We start from the raw sequence: 17,438 nt of genomic DNA, 5'->3' as shown, positions 1-17,438 counted from the left end.
GGCGTCGCACGCTCCCGGCTCGCTGCCCGGCGTAGGATCGAGCGCATGACCGACATCGCCACCTCCGCGCCGTCCCGCTCCGTCGTCACCGAGATCCCCGGCCCGAAGAGCCGCGCGCTGCTCGAGCGCAAGGCCAAGGCGGTGCCGCAGGGCATCCCCCACCAGCTGCCCGTCTTCATCGAGTCCGCGCACGACGCGATCATCACCGACGTCGACGGCAACCGCTTCATCGACCTCGGCTGCGGCATCGGCGTGACCACCGTCGGCCACACGAACGACGCCGTCGTCGCCGCCGTGCGCGAGCAGGTCGGCAAGCTCACGCACTCGCTGTTCGGCACCACGCCCTACGAGCCCTACGTGCGCGTCGCCGAGTACCTCGCCGCCCACACCCCCGGCGACCACGACAAGAAGACCTTCTTCGTCAACTCCGGCTCCGAGGCCGTCGAGAACGGCGTCAAGGTCGCCCGCAAGTTCACCGGCCGCCGCGCGGTCGCCGTCGTCGAGCACGGCTACCACGGCCGCACGAACCTGACGATGACGATGAACTACAAGCCGGCCCCCTACGCGACCGGCATGGGCCCGCTCGCGTCCGACATCTTCCACGCGCCGGGCTCCTACCCGCTGCAGGACCAGCTCGACGGCGTCGAGGCCGCCGAGCGCACCCAGTACTACCTCGAGAAGCACGTCGGCGTCTCCGACCTCGCGTGCCTCGTCATCGAGCCCATCCAGGGCGAGGGCGGCTTCATCGTGCCCGCCGACGGCTACCTGCCGGCGATGCAGGAGTGGTGCACCGCGAACGGCGTCGTCATGATCGCCGACGAGGTGCAGTCCGGCATCTGCCGCACCGGCACGACCTTCGCCTCCGAGCAGCTGGGCTGGGTGCCCGACATGGTGCTCTCGGCGAAGGGCATCGCGGGCGGCCTGCCGCTCGCCGGCGTCACCGGCCGCGCGGAGATCATGGACTCCGTGCACGTCGGCGGCATCGGCGGCACGTTCGGCGGCAACCCGGTCGCGTGCGCCGCGGCGGTCGCCGTCTTCGAGCAGATCGAGGCGAACGACCTCAACGCCGAGGCGCAGCGCATCGAGCGCGTCCTGCGCCCGCTGCTCGACGGCCTCGCCGAGCAGCACCCCGAGATCATCGAGGTGCGCGGTCGCGGCGCGATGCTCGCGATCGAGTTCATCGACCCCGAGTCGGGCGCACCCATCCCGACCGCGCCGATCTCGCAGGCGGCGGGCCTCGACGGCGTGCTCGTGCTCACGGCCGGCACCGACTACAACGTGCTGCGCTTCCTGCCGAGCCTGAAGATCACCGACGACCAGCTGCGCGAGGCTGTCGACGTCATCGGCCGCGCGATCGCCTCGACGAAGTCCGTGTGATGCTCGTCGGGGTCCCGCGCGAGACCAAGGCCGACGAGGCGCGCGTCGCGCTGACGCCCGCCGGTGCGGCGGAGCTCGTCGCTCGTGGCCACGAGGTCGTCGTCGAGGCCGGCGCCGGCCTCGGCAGCGGGATCCCGGACGAGGCCTACGTGGCCGCCGGCGCGCGCACCGTCGCGACGGCCGCGGAGGCGTGGGCCTCGGAGCTCGTCGTGAAGGTCAAGGAGCCGACGCCCGCGGAGCTCGGCTTCCTGCGCGAGGACCTGACCCTCTTCACCTACCTGCACCTCGCGGCGTCGCCGGAGCTCGCGCAGGCGCTGCTCGAGCGCGGCACCACCGCGATCGCCTACGAGACGGTGCGCGCGCCCGACGGCTCGCTGCCGCTGCTCGCGCCCATGAGCGAGGTCGCCGGCCGGCTCTCGGTCACCCAGGGCGCGTCGCTGCTCACCGCGCCGGCGGGCGGCGCGGGGCTGCTGCTCGGCGGCGTGCCGGGCACGCGCGCCGGCCACACGGTCGTGCTGGGCGGCGGCGTCGCCGGCACCGCGGCGGTCGAGATGGCGGTCGGCCTCGGCTCGCGCGTCACCGTGCTCGACGTCTCGCTGCCGCGGCTGCGCCAGTTCGACGTCGTCTACGGCGGGCGCGTGCAGACGCTGCACTCCAACCTCGTCACGGTGGCAGAGTCGGTCGCCGATGCCGACCTGGTGATCGGCTCGGTGCTCATCCCCGGCGCGAAGGCGCCCAAGCTCGTCACGAGCGCGATGGTCGAGGGCATGCGCCCCGGCTCGGTGCTCGTCGACATCGCCATCGACCAGGGCGGCTGCTTCGCCGATTCCCGGCCGACGACGCACCGCGAGCCGACGTTCCGCGTGCACGGCTCGGTGTTCGCGTGCGTCGCGAACCTGCCGGGCGCCGTGCCGCGCACCTCGACGTCGGCGCTCACGAACGCGACGCTCGCCGCGACCACGCGCATCGCCGACCTCGGCTGGCGCGAGGCGCTGCGGGCGGATGCCGGCCTCGCGCAGGGGCTCAACACGAGTGGCGGGCAGGTCGTCCACCCGGGCGTCGCCTCGTCGCTCGGCGCTCAGGCCGTGCCGGTCGACTCGCTGCTCGGGTAGCGCAGCCGCTCGAGGCGCCCGTCGAGGAGCACCCACGCGGGTGCCGCGCGCATCGGCGGCGCCGGCGGCGCGTGTCGCAGCACCTGCCGCAGCTGCCGCTCGTCGACCCCGAGCACGACGACCGGCCGGTCGGCCCGCAGCCGGTCGAGCTCGCCCCACGCCGCCTCCCACTCGGCGACCGTGCCCGCGACGACGTCGCCGGGCTGCCCGGGACGTGCCGCGTCGTGCTCGAGCGCCGGCATCGCCGCCGCGGGTCCGAGCACGATCGCAGCGCGGCCGGCCGGCATCGGCACCGCGCGCGGCGCCCGGCGCGGCGCCCGCCCCTCCGCGGTCGCGAGCTGGATGCGCTCGTCGCGCAGCCAGCCGGCCCCTGGCGGCAGCGTGCCGTCGTGGAGCGCGCCGGCACCGCCCGCCACGACGTGCTCCTGCCTGCTGGCGATCCGCAGCAGGACGCGCAGCTCGGCGAGCGGCGCGAGCTGCCCCATCGCGCTCGAGGCGCGCCGCGCGGTGAGCGCGACCGGCGCCCCCTCGCGCATCCTGCGCGCGAGCAGCTGCACGACGATCGCCTGCTGCTCCTCCCCCAGTCGTGCGAGCTGCAGGTCGAGGTCGTCGACGACGAGCGGCGCGGCGCCCGCGCGCTCCGGCTGCGGCTCCCACAGCGCGTCCCACAGCGCGTCCTCCCGGTCGACGACCGGGCAGCCGAGCTGCGTCGCGAGCAGGTCGGCGAGCCCCGTCCTGCCGCTCGCCGCGCCGCCGATCGCGAGCAGCGGCCCGTCGATCGACGGCCGCCACAGGGCGGCGGCGACGCGCTGCTCGGCCGGCAGGTCGACGAGCCCGAGGCGGATGCCGTCCCCCGGCACGGCCGCGAGCGGGAGCCGCTCGGGCAGCGGCTCGCACCACGGCCGCGGCGGGCGCGGCTGCCCGGCGGCGGCCGCCACGAGCCGCGCGAGGTGCGCGGGCGAGGCGACGGCCGCCTGTGCCGCGCGCGTCGCGCCGCCGCTCACGCGGACGACGCAGCGGCCGCGCGCCTCGAGCGGGATGGCGGCCGCGTCGGCGGTGCCGGTGATGGCGAGCGCATCGTGCGGCTCGGTCACCCGCAGCGAGATCCGGATGCCGCAGTTGGCGAGCAGGGCGTCGCGCACGGCCTCGGCGGGCCGCTGCGTGCACAGCACGAGGTGCACGCCGAGCGAGCGGCCACGCGCGGCGAGGTCGACGAACAGCCGATGCAGGTCGGGCAGCTCCTGCAGCATCGCCGCGAACTCGTCGACGACGATCACGAGCCGCCCGAGCCCCGTCGCCTCGTCGATCGCGCGCGCGCCCTGCGCCGCGAGCAGCCGCTCGCGCCGCCGGAGCTCTGCGCGGAGGCTCTCGATCGCGCGCCGGGCGCCCGCCTCGTCGAGGTCGGTCATGACGCCGACGCAGTGCGCGAGCGACGCGATCGGCGCGAACGACGAGCCGCCCTTGAAGTCGACGAGCAGGAACGCGACCTCGGCGGTCGACCTGCCCGCCGCCATGGCCGCGACCCACGCGAGCAGCAGCTCGCTCTTGCCCGAGCCGGTCGTGCCGCCGACGACGGCGTGCGGGCCGTCGCGGACCAGGTCGAGCTCGATCGGCGCGTCGTCGGCGAGGAAGATCGCGGCGAGCCCACCGGTCGCGACCGGCAGGGCGTCGAGCTCGACGCGGCCGGGCCCGACCGCGCCACGGATGCCCGCGCGCGCCGCAGCACGCGCGAGCAGCGCGACCGCTGCCGCCGCCTCCCGCTCGGCGAGCGCCACCGGAGCGCACGTGCGGTCGCCGCTCCCCGGCGGGCGCAGCCGCGCGCGGTCGAGCGCGACGTGCACCACGACCCGGCACTCGCGCGGCAGCGCCGAGGCGACCGCTGCGGTCGCCACCGTCGCCTCGAGCCCGTCGCCCACGAGGCGCACGATCGCGCCCGGCTCGCGGTGGAGCGGGTGCGGCGCGGCCGCGAGCCAGTCCCACGCCGGGTTGTCCGGCGCGATGAGCGCCGCGGCATCCGGCGGCACGGCCTCGAGCAGCTGCACGACCGCGGCGCGAGCGATCGCGAGGGAGACGGGCGCCGGCCCGACGAGCCCGAGGCCCTCGCTCGCGTCGACGAGCACCGGCCCGAGCAGGGTGGCGGCGGCGGAGCGCAGCCGCTCGGCCGCGGCCGCGGCGCCGATGCTGCGCACGAGCCGGTCGGTCGCAGGCACGTCGCCCTCGACGGCGACGCCCGAGGGCAGCGCGCCGATGCCGAGCACGATCGGGAGGCCGTCGCCCGCCACCGGCCGCCAGCGGTGCGGATCGTGCGCGGGTCGCGCCGCGAGCGCGCGCGGTCCCGGATGGGCGCGCGAGAGCGCTGCCCGCCGCTCGTCGAGCGCGGCGTCGACCCGGTCGGCGACCGCCGCGAGCTCCGCGCGCCAGCGCTCCTCCTCGCGCCGCCGACGCCGGCGCCGAACGCGCCGCCCGTCGCCGAGGCTCGCGAGCGCGATCACCGGGCCGAGGAGCGCGAGCACGAGCACCGTGGGCGTCTGCAGCAGCAGCCAGAGCGCGCCGGCGCCCAGTACCGGGGCGATGCTGGCGAGCAGCGGGAACGACGCGGGCTCGGGCTCGGACGGTGCTCGCGGCAGTGCGATGCGCGTCTCCATGCCGGCAGGATGGCCGCCGCCGAGCGCGTGCCGTCGTGGCCCCTGCCGACCCTGTGGAGAGCGCCGCCTCAGCGGCCGACGAGCGACGCCGGGTTGAGGCTCGCGAGCAGCGGGCGGAGCCTTCCGGCGCCGGCGTCGCGGGCGGCGAGCACGTCGTCGCTCAGCCGCCACGCGTCGTCCACCTCGGCGTCGGTCGGCGGCGCAGCTGCGAAGACCGCGCGGTCGACGCGCTCGGCGAGCTCGCGCATCCGCTCGTCGGCGGCCGCCTGCTCGAGCCGCGTGCCATCGGGCTGCGGCGGCTCGCCGCGGTCGCGCAGCCGATCGACGAGCTCGATCCATGCCCCCTCCGCGCGCTCGCGCGGCGCGTCCGCGCGCCGCCGCCTGCGGCGCCGCACGACCTTCGCGACGACGAGGCCGACGGGCAGCGCCGCGACGAGCGCGAGCAGCCCCAGCACGGCGGCACCGGCGCCCAGCACGGCCAGCAGCCGCGAGGCCGGGTCGCCGGTGTCCTGCGGCGCGCTCGGCGCCGCGGGGTCGGCGCCCTGCTCCTGCCCTCCCGGGGCCGGCACCGGCGCCTGCTGCGCGGGCGGCTCCTCGACGACCGAGGGCGCGCCGTCCTCCTCCTCGGGGATGGGTCGCTCCTCCGCGACGACGTCGATGCCGACCCAGCCGGACGTGGTGCGCACCTCGATCCAGGCGTCCGCGTCGGCGCCGCGGACGACGGTCGGCACGCCGGCCTCGACGACGTCGGGCGTGTAGCCGACCACGACGCGCGCGTCGAAGCCGAGCTGCCGGGCGAGCAGCATCGCGGCCGTCGCGTACTGCTCGGCGTCGCCGATCATCGGCTCGCGGAACAGCTCCTCGAGCCGATCGAGCGAGTGGCCGGGGCGCGACGGCGCCTCCTCCTCGAGCACGCCGTGGCTGACGTAGCCCGCGGCCCGGAGGCCGTCGACCATGGCGGCGAGCCGCTCGCCCTGGGTGCTCGCCTCTCCCGTCCACGAGGCGAGCGCCTCCAGCATCGCGTCGGGGAGCACCTCGGAGCCCTGCACAGGATCGGCGGGCTCGAGCGCGGCCACGCCATCGCCCGCGACCACCGGCGTGCCGGGCTCGACGAGCAGCTGGTAGCCGTCGCCGGCACCGAGCCCCGGGGCGACGACGAGGGCGCCGAGCGCCGCGTCGCGGTGGAGTCCGGAGGCGAGCAGGTCGGAGCGCGGACCGACGAAGCGGATGCCGGACGCCACGCCGACGCTCGGGAGCCACGGGCCGCGCAGCTCGCCGATCGTGATGCCGACGATGCGGCCCCGCCCCTCCTCCGCGCTCGCGACGCGCTCGAAGGCGGCCTTTCCGACGCCGAGCACCTCGCCGTCGTAGTCGTCGAGCGCGGCGACGCGGATGCGGTCGCCCGGCTCGAGGCCGGTCGCGGTCAGCTGGGTGGCCTCGCGCGCGTCGACCGCCCAGTTCGCGCGGTAGCCGGAGAGCGGCGAGGCGCCCTCGAGCGTCACGGACGACGCGCTGTCGCCGCGCAGCACGATGCGCTCGGGCAGCGGCAGCAGGGCGCCAGCGGCTGCCCCACCGCCGCCCGCGAGCAGCGCGACGAGCGCGCCGGCGCCGACGCGGCGCGCGAGCGACGACAGCGCGCGCGGCGCGCGGCTGCGGCGGCGGGCCTGCCGCACGACCGTCACGTAGGCGGTGATCGGCACGATCGTCAGCAGCCCCGTGAGCCACGGCGCTGGCAGGTCGGTCGGCCCCCAGAGTATCGCCCAGATGGCGAGGAGGGCCGGCACGAGCGCCGCCGCCTCCGCGCGGCGCGATCGCAGCGCGAGCGTGACCGCCACGATCGTGCCCGCGAGCACGAGCACGATCGGCGCCATGAGCAGCGAGTCGCCGGTGCCGACCGGCAGGCCGATCGTGAGCAGCCGCCGCCAGGCGAGCACGAGCGCGGCGCTCGCGTCGGCGAAGGCGGGCAGCCACTCCCCGCGCGGGATGCGCTGCGGCGCGGTGAGCGGCACCGCCAGCAGGGCGAGCGCGACGACGCCCATGGTCGCGAGCAGTGCCTTGCTCCAGCGGCGCCAGGCGCCGACCGCCGCGATCGCGGCGCCGACGAGCAGCGCCACGGCGAGCGCGACGACGAGCTGGGGCGTGCCGAAGATCCACCACATCGGCACGCACGCGGCGGCGATCGCGAGCATCACGAGCCCCGCGCCGGGTGCGCGGGCGATCACGGCGACCTCGACTGGCGGATGCCGCGGGCCAGGTCCTCGATCGCGCCGACCGTCACGACGTCGGCGTCGCCGAGCCGCGACCGCGCCGGCGCCGCGCCGACGGCCGCCCGCACGACGATCGACACCACGCCCGCCGGCATGCCGTTCGCGGCGGTGCGCAGCGTGCGCGGCGCGACGGTCGATCCGGTGATGAGCCAGGCGACGCTGCCGGGCGCCCCGCCGCGGGAGGCGCGGGAGGCCTGCGCGATGCCGTGGGCGCTGCGCGGCTCGAGCACCGCGAGCGCGTCGAGCAGCCGCTCGCGCGTCGCGGCGTCGATCGGCTGCGCCGCCCCGCGCTCGGTCGCGGGGCTCTCGACGACGCGCACCGTGCGACGGTCCGCGATCGCGGCGAGCGCGAGCGTGCCGACGAGCGAGAGCGCGAGCTCGAAGTCGTCGCCGTCGTACTCGGAGGGGTCGGTGGAGACGACGATGAGCGTGTCGGCGCGGCGCGACGGCTCGAACTGGCGCACGAGGAGGGTGCCGTGCCGCGCGCTCGAGCGCCAGTGCACGAGCCGCCGGTCGTCCCCCGGCGAGTACTCGCGCAGGCTGTGGAACGAGACGTCGTCGGCCGTGCGCTCGGCCGCGGCCTCGCCGTCGAGGTCGCGGACGATGCCGCCAGCACCGCCCGGCAGGCGCACGACGCGCGGGTGCACGACGAGCGTGCGCGTCTCGGTCAGGTGGTGCCGCCGCTCGAGCACGCCGAACGGGTCGGTGCGGAGGATCGTGGCGGGGCCGATCGTGCGCAGCCCGCGCCTCGAGGTGTCGAGCGGCACGCTGCGCAGCACGCTCGCGCCGACCTCGAGCGGCGGGATCTCGAGCACCGCTTCCTCGTCGCCCACGTTGAGGTCGACCTGGCGGGGCGTCGCCGCGCGCGACGGGCGGGCGATCTCGACGAGCGCGAGCGCCTCCGCGCCGACGGGCACGCGCTCGGCGCTCAGGCCGATCCTGGCGCGCGCCCACCGCTCGCCGACGATCCACGGGATGGCGCCGAGCATGAGGCAGCCGGCCGCGACGGCCGCGACGATCGCCTCGCTCCAGCCGAGCGTGCGGGCGAGCACGATGCCCATCACGACGGTCGCCAGCAGCGTCCACCCCCACGGGGTGAGCGCGCGCAGGGCGCCGTCGAGCCAGCGCATGTCAGCGCCTGGGCGGCGCCACGGTGAGCATGAGCTGCTGCACGATGCTCTCGGGCCGGACGTCGTCGAACTCCGCCTCGGGCTGCAGGACCAGTCGGTGCGCGAGCGCGGGCACCGCGAGCGCCTTGACGTCGTCGGGGGTCACGTAGTCGCGCCCGTGGATGGCGGCCCAGGCCCGGGCCGTGCGGACGAGCGCGAGGGCCCCGCGCACCGAGACGCCGAGGCGCACCTCGTCGGCCTCGCGCGTCGCCTCCACGAGCCGCGCGACGTAGTCGACGATCGACGGCTCGACGTGCACGCCGCGGATGACCGCCGCCATCGCCTGCACGGTCGCCGCATCCGTCACCGGGCGGAGGTCGTCGGGCGAGACCTCCTCGCCGGAGTCGGCGAGGATGCGCAGGGTCGACGCGTGGTCGGGGTAGCCGATCGACGCCTTGAGGGCGAAGCGGTCGAGCTGCGCCTCCGGCAGCTCGTAGGTGCCGGCGTGCTCGATCGGGTTCTGCGTGGCGATCACCATGAACGGCTGCGGCACCGAGTGCGGCACGCCGTCGACGGTGACCCGGCCCTCCTGCATCACCTCGAGCAGCGCCGACTGCGTCTTGGGGCTCGCGCGGTTGATCTCGTCGGCGAGCACGACGTTCGCGAACACCGGGCCCTGCCGGTACTCGAACTCGCCGGCGCCCTGGCTCCACACGCTGACGCCGGTGATGTCGCCGGGCAGCAGGTCGGGCGTGAACTGGATGCGCGTGGACGTGCCCGAGATCGAGGCGGCGAGCGCGCGGGCGAGCGACGTCTTGCCGGTGCCGGGGTTGTCCTCGATGAGCAGGTGGCCGTGGCTCAGCATCGCGGTGAGCGACAGCTGCACGACGTGCGGCTTGCCGACGAGCACCCGCTCGACCCGCTCGACCACCCGCTCGGACAGCTCCTGGATGCTCGCGACGTCGACGCCCACGGGCGGCTCCCCTCTGTTCACAGCCCGCAGCCCGCCACGGTGGGCGACGGATCCCGGAGGGGATCGGACTCCAGATAGGTTACGACGCCCCATGCCTCGACCCGGGTCGCACCGGCGGGCACGCGCGACGTCGACGGCCGCTCGTCGGTCCACCTGCCGTCGACGAGGTAGCGGGCGACGACGCTCCCCCGCGCATCCGCGGTCGCGTTGACGGGCGCGCGCGCGTCGAGCGGCACGAGCGGCGTGCACGCGTCGACGGTCGCGCGCAGGCTGAGCGGCGTCGCGCTGCCCACCGTCGTCGGCTCGGAGCAGACCGCGTCGGAGCCGGCGCCGGACGGCGCGCAGACGCGCACGTCGACGGATGCCTCGCGGCCGTAGGTGAAGGAGGTGGTGGTGGGCGTCACCCACGACCCCGCGCCCACCCGCTGCCAGACCGGATCGGTCGCCTGCGGCGACTGCACGGTGCGCGCCTCGAACCAGAGGCCGTCGGCCGCGGCCGGGATCGCGACGATCTGCACGTCGCGGGCGTCGTCGCGCACCTGCGCCCCGCCGGCTGCGATCGTGACGTCGGAGGGCGCGACCGGAGCCGGTCGGCCGAACACGGGGTCCGAGACCGAGACGGCGCAGTGCCAGCCGTTGTCCGCCGTGACGGCGACGACGGCGCGCGCCCCCTCGGCGATCGTCAGGGTCGCGCTCAGCGCCGCGGTGCCCGCCGGCTCCCCCGTGCCGGTGCTCGAGCAGCCGAGCGACGGGACGTCGGCCGCCGCGACGATGCGGGCGGTGTAGCGCACCCGAGCGGCGCCGCCGGCGTCGACCGCCGACCAGCGCGCGGTGACGCTGCCGCCGCTGCGGTCCGTGATGAGCACCGGCGTCGTGCCCGGCTCGCCGACCGCGGTGAACGGCACTGGAGCGGCGGGCCAGCGCCACGCGTCGTCCGGGACGCCCGCGTCGTTGGCCGCCGCGACCTCGATCGCGTACGGGCGACCCGGTGTGAGCCCCGCGATGACGGCGGCGCGCTCGGCCGCGCCGACCCGCACGAGCCGATTCGTGCCGCTGCCGGTGATGCGCACGAGGTAGGCCTCGATCGGCGTGCCGCCCTGCGGCTGCGGCACGGCGCGCCACGCGACCCGCACGGCGCCGGGCTCCGCGTCGGGCACCGCGGCCACGCCCTGCACGAGCGCCGGCAGCCGGTCGGCGTGCACCGGCTCCGAGGGAGCGGACGGCTCGCTCTCGCCGAGCGCGTTCGTCGCGATCGCGCGCAGCCGCAGCTCGACCCCGGCCTGGAGCCCCTCGACCGTGCACCGGGGCTGGGCGCCGCACGCCACGTCGACGCCGGGACCGACGATGCGGTAGCCGGTGATCGGGCTGCCGTTGTCGACCGGCGGGTCGATCGCCATGCTCACGACGCCGTCGACGTGCTCGTCGAACACCTGCACGGGAGGCGCCGGCGCGTCCGGCACGTCCTGCACGGTGATCGTGATCGGGCTCCACACCCCGCGCCGCGGGTCGCCGGTGATGTCGAGCACGAGCACCTGCACGATCGTCGCCCCGATCACGGCGCCCGGGCGAGCGGAGAGCGTCACGGCGCCGTCCTGCAGCCCGGCGTCGATGCCGCGCGCGGCGGCACCGGTGGCGCGGAGCGCGCCGATCCGCAGGGGTGCGTCCGGGAACGGGTTCGACGCCTCGTCGTTCGCGAGCGGCGTCACCTGCCCGCTCGTGCCGCGCTGCAGCGTGACCGCGTCGGCGACCGGCGAGACGAGCGGCCGCGTGGTGGAGATGACGGAGAGCACGACCGTGCCGGGCACGCCCGCGCCCGCGCCGTCGCGCGCGCCCACCTGCAGCTCGGCGGTGGTGCCGGGATCGGTGTCCGGCAGCGCGCGCACAGTGAGCGCGGAGCCGCTGACCGACGCCTCGAAGCCCTCCGGCGCGCCGTCGACGACCGACCATGTCGCCGCGGCGAGCCGCGCGGGATCCGGGGCGCGCGTGACCCGCGCGAGGTCGATCGTGCGCTCGCTGCCGGGCTCGAGCTGCACGAAGGAGCCGAGCACCGTGAGCGGCACGTCGTCGCCCGCCGTCACCTCGATCGGCAGCACGATCCTGCCCACCCGCCCGTCGGGGTCGGTGGGGCTGTCGCCGTCGGTCACCTCGAAGGTGATGCTCGCGGGGCCGAAGTAGCCCGGCGGGGGCACGAAGCGCAGCGTGCGCTCGTCGATGACCGGGTTGGAGCCGTCCGTCGGCGACGCCTCCACGGCGCTCGCGTCGGTGAGCAGCGCGCCGTCGCCGTCGACGGTCACGACCACGGCGTCGATGTCGATCTCGAGCGTCTCCCCGGCTGCCACCGTGAGGGGTGCGACGCCGGGCCGCAGCTGCGGCAGCGCGTCGAGCCTGCCGGGCACGGCGATGACGGCGGTCGCGGTCTCGCCGGGCGCGTCGGTGCGCGACACCGAGAAGGGCACGAAGCGGGTGCGGTCGGCGACGGCGATCTCGATCGTGCCGTCGTCGCGGAGCGCCACGCCCTCGACCGCCATGGGCAGGTCGGCCTCGAGCACGTCGGTGCGGCCGTCGCGCACGGACGCGTGCGCGAGCGGCGAGATGCGCACGGCCTCGGCGTCGGCGATCGACTCGATGTCGACCTGCACGTCGTCGACGTCGGCCACCGGCGGGGGCGCCGCGGGGTCCACCTCGATGCGGAGCCAGCTCGACGACCTGGTGCCGGCCGCGTTCTCGACGGTCACCACGACGCCGATGCTCGTCGCCTCGAGCCCCGCGGTCACGAGCACGGCGCCGTCGCGCACCTCGGCGGACGCGCCGGGCGACCCGGTCTCGACGCCCACGATCTCGAGCGGCAGCCCCGCGGGGTCGCTGTCGTTGTCGAGCACCGGCACGACGAGGGTCGAGTCGGGGCGCATGACCGCCTCGTCGGCGCGCAGCACCGGCGGCAGCGCGGCGTCCGGCTCGACGACCGCGACGCGCACGGTGCCCTCGCTCACCGCGCCCAGGTCGTCGACGACCCGGTAGCGGAAGGCGTCGGTGCCGAACGAGTAGTCGCCCGCCTGGTAGCGCAGCGTCGACCGGCCCTCCCGCGTCACGAAGCCGAGCGCCGGGGCCGAGGACGGGCCGAGCAGCTGCACGGGGTCGCCGTTCGGATCGGCGTCCGAGAGCGGCAGCGGGATGTCGATGCTCGCGCCCGCGACGACGCGCGCCTCGACGGTCGGCGCGTCGGGCGCGGCGTTCGTGGTGCTCGCCTGCTCCGCGACCCGGAGCGTGATGTCGGCGGTCGCCGTCTGGCCGTCGGGGCCGCGGACGCCGTAGGTGGCGGTGAAGGTGCCGGCCGCGTCGCCGGCGACGTACCGCATCCGCTCACCGTCGACGAAGAGCATGCCGGCCTCGGGCGGGGCGACGATCTCGGTGTCGAGGGTGAGCGCGAGCCCGTCGGGCTGCTCGTCGTTCACGAGCACGGGGATCTCGACGAGCCCGCCCGGGCGGAGCGTCACCTCGTCGTCGCGCGCGATCGGCGGCTGCACCGACGCGGCCGCGGCCGCCGAGACGAGCACCTCGCCGGTCGTCGTGGCGACGCCGTTCGTGACGGTGTACCGCACCGTCGCCTGCTCGGCGAGGTCGTCGGTGAGGGTGAGCCGCAGCCGCTCGGCGTCGACGACCTCGGCGCGGACGGCGGTCGAGTCGCTCTCGGCCGTGCGCAGCGCGACGACGCCGCCGGCGGGGTCGTGCGCGAGCCGATCGACGTCGATCGCGACCGTGCCGATCGCGGGCAGCGCGACCCGCTCCGGCATGGTCACCGGCGCCGACGAGGCGTCGGCGCCCTCGAGCACCCGCACGACGACCGCGCCCTCCTGCGTCGCCTGGCCGTCGGTCACGACGTAGTCGAACCGCAGGAGGCCGGGCTCGGTCGGGGTGACGATGATCGTGTCGTCGGCGAAGCTGGGCTCGACCGGCTGGGAGGCCGCGACGACGTTGTGGAGGCTGAGCGGGCCCGCGCCGCCCTGCGCGGCGAGCAGCGGCTCGAGCACGAGGCGCTGGCCGACGCGGGTGACCGCGGTCACGGGCTGCGCGGCGATCGCCACCGACCCCGCGTGCACGGTGACGGCGATCGCCTCCGTCGACGTCGACCGCCCGTCCGAGACGGTCACCTCGATCTCGCGCTGCGCGCCCGCGAGCCCGTCCCGGAACTCGAGCCGCCCGTCGGCCCGGACGCTCACGCTGTCGGGGGCATCGACCGTCGCGCCGACGACCGCGAGCGGGTCGCCGTCGGGATCGACCCAGCCGTCGAGCGCGTCGAGGGCGAGCGTGCCGCCGGCGGCGACGGTCGCCTGCACGGGCCGCTCGAGCACCGGCGGCTCGTTGCCGCCGCGCACGGTGACGGTGGCGACCGCAGCCGCGGTCGCGGTGCCGTCGGAGATCTCGTACGCGATCCGCGTCTCGCCCTCCTCCGGCGCGTCGAGGCGGATGCTGCGGCCGTCGGGCGCGATCGAGGCTGCCGCGTCGGCGCGGTCCGACTCGACCTCGGTGAGGACGATGGGATCCCCGTTGACGTCGGTGTCGTTGAGCAGCACCGGCAGCAGCGTGGCGGCGCCGGGCCGTGCACCGAGCGCGTCGTCGGCGGCGATCGGAGGGGCGGGCGCGGCCTCGACGACCTCCTCGACGGTCTCGCCCTCCGCGGGCTGCTCCGGGGCGGGGCTGTCGCCCTCGGTCTCCCAGCCGACGATCCGCTCGCCGTCGTGGTCGATCGCCCACGCGTCGCCGCTGCCGTCGTCGACGAGCGCGGTCGCGCTGCCGCGCTGCAGGATCCGCAGGTCGGGGTCGAGCGCGACCTCGTCGAGGCCGAGCACGACCGGCTCGGCCTCGGCGCAGTCGCGCCAGCCCACCCCGTCGCTCCAGGCCGCGAACGTGCATCCCTCGCGCACGACCGGCGCGGCCGGCACGCCGCCGGAGCCGGATGCGAGCACCTCCTGGGTCGGCACGCCGAGCGCCTGCCGCACGAGCGCATCGCCGGTCGCGTAGAGCACGGTGCTCGCGCTCGGCCCCGGCTCCTGCAGGCGCAGGTCCTCCCCCTGGACCGAGGTCTGCCACGTCCGCGTCGACAGCACGCCGGATCCGGCGTCGAAGAGCACCCACTCGTCGCCGAGCGCCGTCAGCTGCAGCGCCGGCGCCGACGGCGAGACGGGTGCGCGCTCGCTCGCGACGGTCTCGCCCGCCTCGTCCACCCGCAGCACGCGGCCGAGGCCGGGCGAGGCGGCGAGCAGGCTGTGCTCGCCGAGCACCGCGACGCCGCCGCGGCCGAGCGCGACGACCGGCTCGCCGAGCTGCGCGCCCTCCGCGATCGCGCCCGTGGTGGTGCGCCACACGTCGCCGGTGCTCGGCGCGGTGACGACGACGCGGTCGTCCCGCACGCCGACGACGGCGCCGGCGACGATCGGGACCGCGGGCCCCGGCTGCGCCTCGCCGTCGCGCACGACGCGCACCGTCGAGGCGTCGCGATCGACGAGGACGGTGCCGCTCGGGCTCTGGTGCGCCTCGTCGACGCCTCCGACCCGCACGATGCGCTCGATCGTGCCGTTCGCGGTGTTCGCGAGCCCGATCGCGCCGGCGGCGCCGTTGGCGACCCAGACGCTCGACCCGTCGAGCTGCGGCTGCACCGCGACGTAGCCCGGGCTCAGCACCGCACCGGCGACGACGCCAGCGACGAGCAGCGTGCCCAGCGCGGCGCCGGCGGTGCGCCGCTTCACGGCAGCGGCTCCCCGCACGCGGTCGTGACGTCGCCGGTCGAGCCGTCGCGGTTGACCGCGATGTCGATGCAGAGCCGCTCCCCCGCGTCACCCGTCATGGTGAACGCGCGTCCGCCCTGGATGAGCGCATCGCCCGTCGACGTGCGCACGTGGTACGTGTCGGTGTCGACCAGGCCCGGGTCGGGCCACGCGAACACCACGCGGCCCGACTCCGGCGTCACGGCCACGTCAGCGACGACCGGGATGCGCTGCGAGACGCTCGAGAGCGCCACGGCCGCGACCGCGACGATGCCGAGCACGACGACGCTCGCGAGGCCGACGCCGAGGCCGACCGCGAACCGCTTCGGCTGCTGCGGCTGCCGCCTGCCGGTCGAGGCGGAGATGTCGACGCGGCTGCCGGTGATGCCCGGCGAGCGGCGCGACCGGCGCTGGCGCAGCCGCAGGGCATCCGCGTCCTCGTCCGAGGTCGTCTCGGGCAGCGGCGCCGCCGCCCACGCGTCGACCTCGACCTCGATCGGCGTCTCGTCGAACCCGAGCTCGCGCTGCACGCCCTGCAGCTCGACCAGCATCTGCTCGACGCTCTCGAAGCGGTCGGCGGGCCTCGCCGCGAGCGCGCGGTCGAGCACCCGCCGCAGCGGCGCCGGGATCGCGCGGGACGGCAGCAGGTCGTGCGCGATGATCCGCTCGGTGAGGGCGGCGTGGTCGTTGGCCCTGCCCGGGTGCTCTGCGGGGCTGCGCCCCGCGACGAGCGAGAAGAGGGTGGCGCCGAGGGACCAGACCTCTGTCGCGATCGTGCCGCCGGTCTCGCCGCGCAGCACCTCGGGCGCGGCCCAGGGCACGGAGACGCCCGCGGTCTCGGTCGCGTCGTGCTGCAGCCCGGCGATGCCGAAGTCGCTGAGCACCGGGTGGCCGAACGCGGTGGTGAGGATGTTCGCGGGCTTGATGTCGCGGTGCAGCACGCCCGCTCGGTGCGCGGTCTCGATCGCCGCGCCGACCCGGATGCCGACGCGCAGCGCCGCCTCGGGCGCGAGCGGCTCGGTGCGGAAGCGCTCGCCGAGCTCGGGGCTCGCGAGCTCCATCACGAGGTAGGGTCGGCCGTCGCTCGCGACGCTCGCGCCGAAGACCGTCAGGATGCCCGGATGCGACGACAGCCGTCCCATGAGGTTGACCTCGCTGCGGAACGAGCGGCGGACGTCCTCGTCGACGAGCTCGGCGAGCAGCACCTTGACCGCGACGGGGCGGCGCGGCAGCGCCTGCTCGTACAGGAACACGTCGGCGTAGCCGCCCGTGCCCAGCACGTGCAGGTGCGAGTAGCCGGGGAGGACCGGCGGCGCTGAGGGGAGCCGCCTCGCCATCAGGACCGCCTGGTCTCCTCGTCGCGCAGCGTCGTCCGGGGGACGGTGCGGTCGACGTCGTCGACCGTCGGCGCCTTCGTCACGTCGATGACGATGACGGTCACGTTGTCGCGGCCGCCGCTGTCGAGGGCGGCGGAGACGAGCGCGGAGGCGGCGGCGGCGGGCTCGTCGTGCTCCCAGAGGATGCGCTCGATCTCGATGTCGTGCACCTCCTTGGTCAGCCCGTCGGAGCACACGAGCAGCCGCAGCTGCGGCATGATCGGCAGCAGGAAGTAGTCCGGCACCGGGTCGATGCCGGCGCCGACGCCGCGCGTGACGACGTTGGCCTCGGGGTGCGTCTCGGCCTCCTCCTCGGTGAGGAGTCCGGCATCGATGAGCTCCTGCACGACGGAGTGGTCGATCGTGATGCGGGTGAGCCGCTCGCCGAGCATCGCGTACGTGCGCGAGTCGCCGACGTTGAAGACGGCGAAGTGCGGCGCCCCCTCGTGCATCGCGAACGCGCAGCCGGTCACGGTCGTGCCCGCGGAGCCCTCCCCGTCGCCCAGCTTCTCGATCTCGTCGGTCGCGCGGCGGAGCGCCTCGACGACGTCGATCGGCTCGACCGACTCGAGCGAGCCGAGGCCGCCCAGCTGCTCGGCGACGGCCTTGCTCGCGAGGTCGCCGTGCGAGTGGCCGCCCATGCCGTCGGCCACCGCGAAGACCGGCGGCTGCGTGACGAGCGAGTCCTCGTTGTGCTGGCGGCGGAAGCCGGTGTCGGTGGCGCCTGCCCAGCGCACCGCGAACTGCCGGCCCTCAGGCCCCTGTGTGGCGTGCTCGCCGGTCGCCGCTCCGATGTGGGTCACGATCCCCAGTCTTC

9 protein-coding genes are annotated in these 17,438 nt (G+C 76.4%); 2 read left to right on the top strand and 7 right to left on the bottom strand.

The window, feature by feature from the left end; genetic code table 11:
• The first annotated feature begins 45 nt into the window (after positions 1-45).
• Together EDD26_RS09345 and ald are read left to right on the top strand one after the other, a co-directional pair.
• A complete protein-coding gene (locus EDD26_RS09345) occupies positions 46-1,377 on the top strand; it encodes an aminotransferase class III-fold pyridoxal phosphate-dependent enzyme (protein WP_123697470.1) in 1,332 nt (443 codons plus the stop codon).
• Positions 1,377-2,489, top strand: a complete 1,113-nt coding sequence (gene ald / locus EDD26_RS09340; protein WP_123698521.1) for an alanine dehydrogenase — start codon at positions 1,377-1,379, stop codon at positions 2,487-2,489. Before EDD26_RS09345 ends, ald begins: the two co-directional genes overlap by 1 nt.
• Here the strand turns inward: ald and EDD26_RS09335 are convergent.
• The 7 genes from EDD26_RS09335 to EDD26_RS09305 form a co-directional block, all read right to left on the bottom strand.
• Positions 2,456-5,134 carry an FtsK/SpoIIIE domain-containing protein gene (locus EDD26_RS09335; RefSeq protein ID WP_123697469.1) on the bottom strand — a complete coding sequence of 893 codons (2,679 nt, stop codon included), beginning with the start codon at positions 5,132-5,134 and terminating at the stop codon, positions 2,456-2,458. The two genes, ald and EDD26_RS09335, sit on opposite strands and share 34 nt — an antisense overlap.
• A 68-nt stretch (positions 5,135-5,202) precedes the next feature.
• The gene (locus EDD26_RS09330; protein ID WP_123697468.1) at positions 5,203-7,356 is read right to left on the bottom strand and encodes a transglutaminase-like domain-containing protein; all 2,154 of its coding nucleotides are present in this window, start codon (positions 7,354-7,356) and stop codon (positions 5,203-5,205) included.
• Complete coding sequence (locus EDD26_RS09325) at positions 7,353-8,531, bottom strand: DUF58 domain-containing protein (protein ID WP_123697467.1); 1,179 nt, start codon at positions 8,529-8,531, stop codon at positions 7,353-7,355. Before EDD26_RS09325 ends, EDD26_RS09330 begins: the two co-directional genes overlap by 4 nt.
• Position 8,532: 1 nt before the next feature.
• Complete coding sequence (locus EDD26_RS09320; protein WP_245989834.1) at positions 8,533-9,483, bottom strand: AAA family ATPase; 951 nt, start codon at positions 9,481-9,483, stop codon at positions 8,533-8,535.
• A 17-nt stretch (positions 9,484-9,500) separates the two neighbouring features.
• Entirely contained in the window at positions 9,501-15,227 is a 5,727-nt protein-coding gene (locus EDD26_RS09315) for a fibronectin type III domain-containing protein (RefSeq protein ID WP_123697466.1), read from the bottom strand.
• The gene (locus tag EDD26_RS09310) at positions 15,224-16,582 is read right to left on the bottom strand and encodes a serine/threonine-protein kinase (protein WP_123697465.1); all 1,359 of its coding nucleotides are present in this window, start codon (positions 16,580-16,582) and stop codon (positions 15,224-15,226) included. The genes EDD26_RS09315 and EDD26_RS09310 overlap by 4 nt, the downstream gene beginning before the upstream one ends.
• A complete protein-coding gene (locus EDD26_RS09305; RefSeq protein WP_123697464.1) occupies positions 16,582-17,424 on the bottom strand; it encodes a PP2C family protein-serine/threonine phosphatase in 843 nt (280 codons plus the stop codon). Before EDD26_RS09305 ends, EDD26_RS09310 begins: the two co-directional genes overlap by 1 nt.
• Between the last annotated feature and the right edge of the window lie 14 nt (positions 17,425-17,438).

Origin of the sequence: Agrococcus jenensis (genome assembly GCF_003752465.1) — a bacterium.
Classification (GTDB): Bacteria; Actinomycetota; Actinomycetes; order Actinomycetales; family Microbacteriaceae; genus Agrococcus; species Agrococcus jenensis.
The sequence above is the reverse complement of the archived record's forward strand: the minus strand, read 5'-3'. Positions and strand labels throughout refer to the sequence as shown.